Source organism: Galbibacter sp. PAP.153, from assembly GCF_037029175.1.
In the GTDB taxonomy this organism is placed as follows: domain Bacteria; phylum Bacteroidota; class Bacteroidia; order Flavobacteriales; family Flavobacteriaceae; genus Galbibacter; species Galbibacter pacificus.
In genome coordinates this window covers 1-11,526 of the sequence record NZ_JAZEUN010000031.1, presented here as the reverse complement: position 1 = coordinate 11,526, position 11,526 = coordinate 1, and the positions used below count along the sequence as shown (strand labels likewise).

Annotated in this window: 9 protein-coding genes; 8 read left to right on the top strand and 1 reads right to left on the bottom strand. The window is 34.7% G+C overall.

What is annotated here, in order from left to right; translation table 11 throughout:
• Window positions 1–23: 23 nt before the first annotated feature.
• From kbl to UXI14_RS16370, 4 genes are all read left to right on the top strand, one after another.
• Window positions 24–1,217: a glycine C-acetyltransferase gene (gene kbl, locus UXI14_RS16385; protein WP_335967068.1), complete on the top strand. Its 1,194-nt coding sequence runs from the start codon at window positions 24–26 to the stop codon at window positions 1,215–1,217.
• Between the two features lie 109 nt (window positions 1,218–1,326).
• The gene (locus UXI14_RS16380) at window positions 1,327–2,676 is read left to right on the top strand and encodes an OmpA family protein (protein ID WP_335967067.1); all 1,350 of its coding nucleotides are present in this window, start codon (window positions 1,327–1,329) and stop codon (window positions 2,674–2,676) included.
• 108 nt (window positions 2,677–2,784) lie between these two features.
• Complete coding sequence (locus UXI14_RS16375) at window positions 2,785–5,541, top strand: PD-(D/E)XK nuclease family protein (RefSeq protein WP_335967066.1); 2,757 nt, start codon at window positions 2,785–2,787, stop codon at window positions 5,539–5,541.
• A complete protein-coding gene (locus UXI14_RS16370; RefSeq protein WP_335967065.1) occupies window positions 5,531–6,376 on the top strand; it encodes an alpha/beta fold hydrolase in 846 nt (281 codons plus the stop codon). The genes UXI14_RS16375 and UXI14_RS16370 overlap by 11 nt, the downstream gene beginning before the upstream one ends.
• A gap of 4 nt (window positions 6,377–6,380) precedes the next feature.
• Here UXI14_RS16370 and UXI14_RS16365 read toward each other — a convergent pair whose 3' ends face one another.
• Window positions 6,381–7,094, bottom strand: a complete 714-nt coding sequence (locus tag UXI14_RS16365; protein ID WP_335967064.1) for an SDR family oxidoreductase — start codon at window positions 7,092–7,094, stop codon at window positions 6,381–6,383.
• Window positions 7,095–7,410: 316 nt separating this feature from the next.
• On the opposite strand from UXI14_RS16365, the gene UXI14_RS16360 reads away from it, so the two are divergent.
• The 4 genes from UXI14_RS16360 to UXI14_RS16345 all read left to right on the top strand — a co-directional run bounded on the left by UXI14_RS16360 (window position 7,411) and on the right by UXI14_RS16345 (window position 11,306).
• Window positions 7,411–8,667 (top strand): tyrosine-type recombinase/integrase, encoded by a 1,257-nt coding sequence (locus UXI14_RS16360; RefSeq protein ID WP_335967063.1) that lies wholly within the window; start codon window positions 7,411–7,413, stop codon window positions 8,665–8,667.
• 9 nt (window positions 8,668–8,676) lie between these two features.
• A complete protein-coding gene (locus UXI14_RS16355; protein WP_335967062.1) occupies window positions 8,677–9,933 on the top strand; it encodes a hypothetical protein in 1,257 nt (418 codons plus the stop codon).
• Between the two features lie 120 nt (window positions 9,934–10,053).
• Window positions 10,054–10,383, top strand: a complete 330-nt coding sequence (locus UXI14_RS16350) for a helix-turn-helix domain-containing protein (RefSeq protein ID WP_335967061.1) — start codon at window positions 10,054–10,056, stop codon at window positions 10,381–10,383.
• Window positions 10,383–11,306 carry a hypothetical protein gene (locus UXI14_RS16345; protein WP_335967060.1) on the top strand — a complete coding sequence of 308 codons (924 nt, stop codon included), beginning with the start codon at window positions 10,383–10,385 and terminating at the stop codon, window positions 11,304–11,306. The genes UXI14_RS16350 and UXI14_RS16345 overlap by 1 nt, the downstream gene beginning before the upstream one ends.
• The last annotated feature ends 220 nt before the right edge of the window (window positions 11,307–11,526 follow it).

Sequence of the window (11,526 nt, the reverse complement as noted above, 5' to 3'; positions counted from 1 at the left end):
AACTTTGTAAAAAAACAGAATAAATGTACGGTAAAATAAAAGAACACTTAGAACAAGAGCTACAGGACATTAAAGAAGCTGGGCTGTATAAAAAAGAGCGTATCATTACCTCGCAACAAGGTGCCGAGATAACCATTAGTACCGGAGAAACGGTTATAAATTTTTGTGCCAACAATTATTTAGGGCTCTCGTCGCACCCCGAAGTTATCCAAGCAGCAAAAAACACGTTGGATTCGCATGGGTTTGGAATGTCATCGGTACGTTTTATATGTGGCACACAAAATATCCACAAAGAACTTGAACAAAAAATAGCCGATTTCTACGGAACTGAAGATACCATTCTTTATGCTGCTGCTTTTGATGCAAACGGGGGGGTATTCGAACCTTTATTGACTGCCGAAGACGCCATTATTTCAGACTCCCTAAACCACGCATCCATAATTGACGGTGTCCGGCTATGCAAGGCCAAGCGCTATAGATACCAAAATAGTGATATGGCCGATCTTGAAAAGCAATTAAAACAAGCCAATGAAGATGGAGCACGTTTTAAAATAATTGTTACCGATGGTGTTTTTTCTATGGATGGCCTAGTAGCCCCACTCGATAACATATGCAACCTTGCAGACAAATACGATGCCATGGTAATGATAGACGAATGCCATGCTACCGGGTTTATTGGCGAAACGGGAAGAGGCACCCTGGAAGAAAAAAATGTCATGGGAAGGATAGATATAATAACCGGTACCCTAGGAAAAGCACTTGGCGGTGCCATGGGCGGTTATACCACCGGGAAAAAAGAAATAATTGAGTTGCTTCGTCAACGTTCCCGCCCTTATTTGTTTTCAAATTCTTTGGCACCTAATATTGTAGGCGCATCGATTAAAGTTTTTGAGATGCTATCTAAAAGTACCGAATTAAGAGACCGCCTGGAAGAAAACACAAAATATTTTAAAGAAGGCATGACAAAAGCAGGCTTTGACATCATAGACGGAGATTCGGCCATTGTGCCGGTCATGCTGTACGATGCAAAACTTTCGCAGACTATGGCCGACGAACTTCTAGAAAAAGGTATCTATGTTATAGGATTTTTCTACCCGGTGGTTCCCAAGGAAAAAGCACGTATTAGAGTGCAATTATCGGCCGCTCACACGCGTGAACACTTGGATAAGGCCATAAAAGCATTTACAGAGGTAGGCAAAAAACTAGGGGTAGTTTAAGCTCGCTATCTTTTCATTTTAATTAAAAAATTATATATTTGTTTTTGTTAATAAGTTGTAACAGCTTACATTTGTCTTTAAATTAACACTTAAAATTAAATAATTGAACATGAAACATCTTAGCAAATTACTAGTTGCTGCGTTCCTATTTGTAGGGATTAGCAACATGAATGCTCAAGACCAGAACAATCCTTGGCAGATTAGCTTTGGGGTAAATGCGGTTGACGCATACCCTACAAATTCTGATAGGCCATATGCTTCAGAGAAATGGTTCGACGAGTATTTTAACGCAAGTGATCACTGGAACATTCTACCTTCTATCTCTTATGTATCGGTTTCAAAATACGTAGGTGGTGGATTTTCAGTAGGGGTTCGAGGATCGCTAAACAAAATTGATAAACTTGGAGATACCGAAGTAGATGATTGGTCTTACTACGGTGTTGATGGTACTATCAAATACAATTTCGCGGAAGGACACATTTTCGACCCTTTTGTTGAAGTAGGTGGTGGATACACTTGGTTGGACGAGATTGGAGCCGGTACTCTTAATGGAGGTGTTGGTTTCAATGTATGGTTTACTGAAAACCTAGGTCTTACTTTACAATCTAGCTACAAGCATGTATTTGAAGACTACAGTACTCCTCATTTCCAACACTTAGCTGGTCTTGCTATCAAGTTCGGTGGAACTGATTCTGACGGTGACGGTGTTTACGATAAGGATGATGCTTGTCCAGAAGTTCCTGGTTTAGAAGCTTTCAACGGTTGTCCTGATTCTGACGGCGACGGTATCGAAGATTCTAAAGATGCTTGTCCTAACGAAGCTGGTACTGCCGAAATGAACGGTTGTCCTGATTCTGATGGTGACGGTGTAGCTGATCCTCAAGATGAGTGTCCTGAAACTCCAGGTCTTAAAGAACTTGCTGGTTGTCCTGATTCTGACGGAGACGGTGTAGCTGACAAAGACGATCAATGTCCAGATGTTGCTGGTCCTGCCGCTACAAACGGTTGTCCTGACAAAGATGGCGATGGTGTATTAGACAAAGATGACCAATGTCCTGAAACTGCAGGTACTGTTGCTAACAATGGTTGTCCTGAGTTATCTGAAGCAGTTCAGAAAGCATTGAACGATTATGCTAAAACTATCTTATTCGACACTGGTAAATCAACTATCAAGACTGAATCTGCACAAGTATTAACAGATATCGTTGGAATCCTTAACGAATATCCAAATGCTAAGTTCTCTATCGACGGGCACACAGATAGCACTGGTAGTGATTCATTGAACCAAAGACTTTCAGAAGAAAGAGCTGGTGCGGTTAAAGTTTATTTAATCGAGCACGGTATCGACGCTGGTAGATTAGAGTCTCATGGTTATGGTGAAACTAAGCCAATTGCTTCTAACTCAACTAGAAATGGTAGAGCTCAAAACAGAAGAGTTGAAATTAACCTAATTAAATAATTAGATTAATTCAAACCATACAAGAAACGCTCCGAAATTCGGAGCGTTTTTTTATTTATACTATTTTGCTTTTATTTTTGGTACTTTAGTACAAGCAAACCCTTTTACATGAAATCATTTTTAGCTCAAGTAGCCAAAGAGATATATACCAAAAACCAAAACTCGTTATCCACATTAGTGATTATACTTCCCAGTAAAAGAGCCGTTACCTTTTTAAGAAACGAGCTTTTAAAATTGGTAGAAAAAGCAACTATTGCCCCAAAAATTATTAGCATTGAAGAATTTATCCAAGATCTTGCCAATTTAAAGCTAGCTACAAATATTCAATTATCATTCGAGTTTTATAGCATCTACAAAAAACTCACCCCAGAAGACCAGTTAGAAGATTTTCACACCTTTACCTCATGGTCACAAACGGTACTACAGGATTTTAATGAAATAGATCGCTACTTAATCGACCCAAAAAGTTTTTTTTCACACCTTTTCCATATCAAGGAATTAGACCAATTTCATTGGACAAATACCGAAAACAAAACCAATTTACAGTTGCAATATCTTAAATTTTGGGAAAAATTGTATGTGTATTATACAGCCTTCAACAACCATTTAATACAAAAAGGAATTGGGTATCAAGGGATGATATACCGTGAAGCCAATGAAAATATAGAACATTACATTCAGAGTAAAAAAAGTATAAAACATTATTTAATTGGGTTCAATGCCCTAAACAATGCCGAAAAAAATATTTTTCAGGAGCTCCTCACCAATACCGAAGCAGATATTTATTGGGATATAGACGCATTTTTCATTGAGCACACAGAACACGATGCCGGTTTGTTTTTAAGAAAATATAAAGACCAATGGCCTTATTTTAAACAGCATCCCTTTAAAGTTATAAGCACTCATTTTCAAGAGGAAAAAAATATACAAATAATTGGCGTCCCAAAAAATATCGGTCAGGCCAAATACGTGGGGAACCTTTTAACCCAACCGAGCCTTGATATAAAAAACACTGCAATTGTTCTTGGAAACGAAAATTTATTAAACCCAATCTTGAACAGCATCCCCAAAACCATAAACAAAGCAAATATTACCAGTGGATTTCCCTTGGAGCTTTCGCCCTTTGCCCCTTTTTTTGAAATGCTAATGGAAGTCTGGGAAAAGAATAAAGATGGCTTATGGTATTATCAAGATGTCATAAAAATCCTATCAAACCCCATTGCTCATACATTTACTACAGGCAAAAAAGAAGAAACGAGAGCGCTTATACAAAAAATCAATAAGGAAAACGTTATTTACCTCAATGATGAAACAGTTACCAATATAAGCGCTCAATTATTCATTCCGGCTACAAATAAGACCACTAATGTAATTATTAACAACTGTATTGACATTATCCTTGCCCTGAAAGTCCATTATTCCAACGAAAACCAACGAAACTCGTTGTTTTTGGAATATCTCTATCGTTTTTACGAAATATTCAATCAGCTTAATACCTTTAATCAAGAGCATGCTTTTATTACCGGAATACGTTCCTTAAAAAAAATATACGACGAGCTGTTAAGCGGCGAAACCGTAGACTTTAAAGGAGAACCTTTAGAAGGGCTTCAAATTATGGGAATGCTTGAAAGCAGGAACTTAGATTTCGACAATGTTATCCTTACTTCGGTAAATGAAGGGATCCTGCCGGCGGGAAAAAGCAATAATTCATTTATCCCGTTCGATTTAAAAGTAGCCTTCGGCCTTCCAACCTACAAAGAGAAGGATGCCATTTATAGCTATCATTTTTACCGCTTGCTCCAAAGGGCCAAAAACATATACCTTCTGTACAATACAGAACCCGATGTTTTGGAAGGTGGGGAAAAGAGCAGGCTGCTTCAGCAATTAACCATGTTGAAACAGGATAACCACCACATAACTCAATTTATTGCCAATCCACATATAAAAAATAATAAAAAAGAGCTTTTCCAGATCAATAAAAGCAATGCAGCCATCCAGCGGTTAAAAGAGGTTGCCAATAAAGGTTTTTCACCTACATCATTAAGCAATTATATCAGGAATCCGCTTAGCTTTTACACACAAACCATCTTGGGCATAAAAGAAATTGAGGAAGTAGAAGAAACCATTGCCGCCAATACATTGGGCACTATTGTTCACGATACGCTCGAAGCCTTATACAAACCATTGGAAGGACAATTCCTGCATATTGAACACATCCAACAAATGCGCAAAAACATTGAAAAGTTGGTTGCTGAGCATTTTTCACAATCTTATACCAGCACATCCAATTTGCAGGGAAAAAACCTTATTGCGTACCATGTAGCCAAGCGTTACATTGAAAATTTCATGAACTTTGAAGAAAAGCGATTAAAAAAAGGCAAAAAAATTAAAATCCTTCAAATTGAAACCAAGGTAAAGTCGCAAATCAAACATCCCGATTACGACTTTCCTATTTATATCAAAGGAAAGGTAGACCGTGTGGAAGAAGTGGACGGAATCATCAATATTATAGACTATAAAACCGGAAAGGTGGAACAAAAAGACGTAGAAATAATAAACTGGAGCGCCCTTACAGAGGATTATAAATACAGTAAAGCCTTTCAAATACTCTGTTATGCATATATGATGTATAAGGAAACACCATACAATTTATTTGAAGGCGGAATAATTTCCTTTAAAAATTTACAAAGCGAAGTTATCAAGTTTGCCAAAAAGGATAAACAAGGGAAAGGTGCCGTAAAAATATATTCAATAGACCAACAACTAATCGAAACGTTTGAGGAAATTTTAAAAAATCTGATACACGAAATTTTTTCTGAAGCCATTCCTTTTCAGGAAAAAGAAATACAAAAACATGAATATTAAAAGAAACCATATACTTCAAGGAAAGCACCATAAACCCATTTTAACCGATGTTTATATAAAAAACAACCAAGCAAAAGCCCCTATTGTTATTTTCAGTCATGGATATAAAGGCTTTAAAGATTGGGGTTATTGGGATTTGGTAGCAAAAACATTTGCCGAAAACGGTTTTTGCTTTGTAAAGTTTAATTTTTCGCATAATGGCGGCACCGTTGAACAGCCCATAGATTTTCCAGATCCTGAAGCGTTTGCAAAAAACAATTTTTCAATTGAATTAGACGATTTAGATACAGTTATCAATTGGGTTACAAGTAAAGATTTTGATGCAGCCGGCAGAATTGACACCACAAATATTGTATTAATCGGCCATTCACGCGGGGGCGGGATTTCCATCATTAAATCGGCTGAAGACTCCCGGGTAAGCAAAATTATAACCTGGGCCAGCGTTTGCGATTTCAAGGCACGTTTTGCCGATGAAAAAGCACGGGCGTATTGGCAGGAAAATGGAATAATTTATATTGAAAATAGCCGCACGAAACAACAATTGCCCCATTATTATCAGTTTTATGAAGATTTTATAGCAAACGAAGCCCGTTTAACCATTAAAACCGCTTCTGAAAGGCTTGAAGCACCACAACTCATTGTCCACGGCACAAACGACCCTACAGTAAATATTAAAGAGGCCCAAGCGCTTCAGCAGTGGAATCCTAAAAGTAAATTAGTCATAATTAAAGATGCCGATCATGTGTTTGGAGGAAAACATCCATGGGAAGAAAAAAAGCTCCCACAACACATGCAACAGGTTGTGGAAGCGTCTATTAAATTTGCCTTAAGCTAATTTGTTATTTCTTATCCGGACGCGTTGGCCGTACTTCAATTTTGCTCGGCAATGTTCTTGGGTGCATTTTTAGCAAGTCCACAACCAATCCCCCAATATCTTCGGGTTGAATTTTCCATGCATCAGAATCTGAAGGTGTGTTGTTGTTAAAATGAGAAGCTACAGAGCCCGGCATAATGGTCGATACTTTTATATCATACGGTCTTAAATCGAGCATGGCCGCTTGTGTAAACCCTACAACCCCAAATTTGGTAGCGTTATAGCCTGCCGCCGTTGGGAAAAAATTGGTTCCTGCCAAGCTTGCCAATGTTATATAATACCCTTTAGATTGCTTCAAGGCTTCAACAGAAGCTTTTAAAGTGTGATAAACGCCATTTAAATTGGTATTTATCATCTGCTGCCATTTATCATCTTCCAGTTCGTCTATGGGAGCAAAATGACCAACTCCTGCGTTGGCTAGAATTACATCGACATGCCCCCATTTGTCCAAAATCCCTTCAATGGCATTTCTTTCATCCGATAATTTTGTTACATCCGATGAAATTCCAAGAACCTCATCCGGGCTTGAACTCAAAGACGATGCCGATTTCTCTGCGTCTTCAAGTTTGCGCCCGCTTATGGCCACTTTCATTCCATGCTTCAACAATACTTCGGCAATTCCATATCCAATTCCTTTTGTGCCTCCGGTTATATAAGCTACTTTTCCTTTTAAATCCATTTTAGTTTAATTTTTCCATAAAGATAAAAGCTAACAAAGACCCATTAAAATAGCTTGCGTTATTGTTTTCTTAAAATAAAAAAGGCAACGCTATAAACGTTGCCTTTGGTGGAGCATATCGCTCCACATATTATGCAATCATCATTATCTTATAAACTTAACTGAATCAAGGTATATCACAATAATTACAATATAATCAGCATTTTATATAAATGATATTAGCCTGAATTAATTGCATTAATTTTCACAAGATTGCATTTAATCGTACAATAATAATACAATTATAACTATATTTGTACGATAAATAGTTTTTTGTATGGCAACAGTTAATTTCTTATTTCGCTCGGTAAAAAAAGAAGCTAATATTACAGCTAGATTGTTATTTTCATTCCAAAACACGAATTATCAATTTGATGCAAAAACTAAAATTTTTGTATCTAAAGACCTATTCAAAAAGAGAAATAAAAATACTAAAGACGCATCCTTGAGAAGTGAAATACTATATCTAAATAATAAAATAGAAGCTCTTGAAAGTTATATATTAATGAAGTTTAGTGAAAGTATTATATCAGAGGTTACTAAAGATTGGTTTAAGAATGCAGTACATGAATTTTACAATCCGAATGAAAATAAAATCTCGAATGAACTCATCAAGTATATTGAACACTATAAAAACACTAAAAGAAGAGAAGTAAGTAATTCCACATTAAAAAAACTTAATGTAATCAAAGAACTATTAATTCGCTATGAAAAGTATCTTGAAAAGACACTCTTTATAAAAGATGTTAATTTAGACTTTAAAACACAATTTACGGAATACTGTTTTAAAGATGGGTACTCTTTAAATACCATTGCAAGAAATTTACGGTATATAAAAACCTTTTGTGTGCATGCTCGTACCAATGGTATAGAAACTCATTACCAATTAGACGCAATCAAGACTAAAAATGAAAATACCCATCACATTTATTTAAACTTTGAAGAATTAAAAAAAATACAAGAATTAGACCTTACAAAGAATGAACGTTTAGATAACGCTAGGGATTGGTTACTTATTAGCTGCCATTGCGGTCAACGAGTTTCTGACTTCATGAATTTTAAAAAAGAAATGATAAGTTATCAAACAAATAGAAGTAATAAGACGGTGCCTATAATTGATTTTAAACAAAAGAAGACCAGTAAGAATGTGTCCTTACCTTTATTTCCTGAAATACAAGAAATCTTAAAAAAGCGTCATGGCGAATTTCCAAGAAAAATATCAGAACAAAAATATAATGAATATATCAAAGAAGTTTGCCGACTTGCAAAAATCAATTCTCTTGAAAATGGAGCTATAAAAAAAGAAACTAAGAAAGGTAGTAAAAAGTATAGAAACGAAAAGGGTATATTTGAAAAGTGGAAATTAATAACCTCCCATGTTGGAAGGCGTTCATTTTCAACAAATTATTATAGTACCGATATACCAACGGCGTTATTGATAAATGCAACAGGTCATGGTTCAGAAAACATGTTCCTCAAATACATTGGTAAAACAAGCAAAGACAAAGCTATTGAATTAAGTGAATATATATAACTTTATAATATGACGAAAGAAAATAGAATCATAGATTTTATAGCATTTATACTTCTTGACTATGAAGAGCTTTTGTCAAATGCTAACTATTTCTTTTGGCAAGAATCTAAACATCCACTCCAAGACCAGAATGAAGTTATTCCTAATTATATGGACTTTCTAAAGGAATATATTGTGACAGATAAGATAGTTGAAAATGACACCAAAGTAAGAGAACTAAAATCTCTTAAAAATTTACTCACGAATAAAGAGTTGATTAATTTAATAAAGTATTTAGAATATAATTTTAATTGGGGCTATCCTGATGCTGATAATGATGGTGTTTATGGAGGTAACCTTTCTTTGAAATTAACAGAAGAAGAGATTAAAGATTATTTTTCAAACTATCTATCATACTACCAAATAAACCAAGATGCTTATATATCTTATTTCATTGCAATTTTTAATACATTAGATGAAAGTGTCCATAGGCAGCTCAAAACGGAAACAAGAAAAATTGATAGCATTTTATATAACAAAAAATCACTCCCTAATAACCTTCAATCTGAATATGTAACAAATAGATATAATTCATATAAGAATCGATTGTTTAATGATACAGCCGATAACACCTTGCAATTTTTAGGCTTTACTGATGTCAATGGTGTGTATTTTAACCAAAGAAAAACGATTTCTACTTATTTACAGTTTTTGAAGGAGTTTCCCGAAACTTTAAAATATACTTTTGAAGAATTTCCTAATAAAGAAAAATCCTCATCTTTTTTAGCATATGAATACTTCCAGAATAAATTGTCTGGTAAAAAATTATACCGCCAAGATGAACTTGAAATAAAGTTTGAAAAATGTAAAGAAGAAAATAGCTCTATAATCCTATACTTAAAGGAAAAGTCTTTTACTGACCTAGAAATCAACACTATTTTAAATATCCTATCAAATGGAGAATACACAGCACTTAACTATAGGCACATTGATAATCTTAAGCAAGTAGATGTTTTTCGCCTTTTTTATACCCTCTACATATTTGACTATTATAAAGAGAAAAAGTCTTTAAACTTTGATAAAGAAGCCGATTTTAAGAAAATTCTTGAGATCCAAAAGATAATCCCTAACTCTCAGGAAAAACACAACCAATTACTAAAATATTACAAGAATTCTAATTCTAATGAAGAAAACAGGCATTATCCTTTTAAATCCTATAATAAATTTTTGGATAAAATAGGTGGTATTGCCAAAATCAAAAGGGAAAAGTTAAAACAAATCCCTTAAATATTTTTTTTTCACCCCGTAGACCTTGAAAACATTGTGTTTTCAAATTTATTTTTTCCCTTATTTTCCCCCGATTTCCCTTCCCGCATCTTTGCATCATAAATTTTTAAAATAATATTTATGGTTAAAGAGAAACACCTTTTCATGCAAGGGATGGAGGTAAAAGAATTACAATCCCTTATTAAAAAAACAGTCGAAAACCTTTTAAAAGATTTCAAAAAGGAACTTGGTCAACCTAAAACAGTTGATGAGTTATTAACGCCAAAGGAGACTTGCAGTCTATTAAAAATTGATTCTTCTACGCTATGGCGTTGGGTCAGAGATGGTATTATTCCTCAATACGGCATCAAGCACCAACGGTATTACAAAAAAAACGAGGTATTAAATTGCTTAGTGCCACTGAACAACCCAAGAACAGTTAATTATGAACCATTTAAAAACGCAGCCTAATGATAGACAACATGAAATATTACATTACAGAGAAAGAGAATTTTGATTTTAGAACGGAAGAAAAGCAAACAGTTGAGCTTAAATCAAAGTTTAATCGTCAAACAGGGGAAATTGAAGAATACCCTAAAAAGGGGAGGTACTATAATATGCAGGTAGATTTACTAAAGGAAAAGTCATTTATTAAAGGAAGCTTGCATAAGTTACACAACATAATTCTTGACGGTGAAGAGCATAATTATAATGACTTTAGTTTTTGCGAACTTGAGCAAACATTGGATTTTATGTGTGATGAATTGTATATCCGCCCAGACGAAACTAAAATTACAAACCTAGAATTTGGGTTGAATATCGATTTACCAATAGATGCAGACCGCTTTTTAAATCATATGCTTTTAATGTATGACTTTAAAGCTCCAAATCGTAATGAGACTTTTAATGGAAGGGGTAATTATAGGGAATTTAAAAGAACAGATTATTCTTTTAAGATTTATAATAAGTCCAAGCATTACAAGCAAAAGGGAAATGTTGTGAGATTTGAGATAAAAATAACTCGTTCTCGGTTATTAGAGAATAAACAAATTTACAATCTTAGAGATTTACGAAGTCAGGATGTTATGTTTAGGCTTTTTCAGCTCCTGTTAGAGCAATTTGATAAGTTACTAATAGTAGACCTTAAAGGCATGGAAAAAGTCTTAGATAAGTGCCATATAGGATTGATTTGCGACTGTACAAATCCTTATTATTGGAATAGTCTAAAACAAGTGTCTTCTTATAAAGTTTATTCTAGAATTAAAAGGGATTGTAATAGATACATTGAAGATTATAGTCTAAATCACACTAGATTACTCATTAGGGATTTACTCCATAAAAAGTTTCAAGAAATGATGAATTGTAATGAAGAGTCCTATCAAGAAGCAGCATAGGGATTGAGGGAGTAAATGTCAGCTATAATACTTATGACATTTTATCCAAAATTACCCAATTGAGTTGTTAGCTTGGTTGGGTTTTTTCTTTCTGAAAATTAGTAATAAAAAAAGAGTAAGGGTAATTAAAGGGTGTACAATAACAAATAGGATGATGTTCATTGCTTCGTATGAGACCCCACAAAAAGAGGCTAAATTTTTTATTATGTTAACGCAGGTG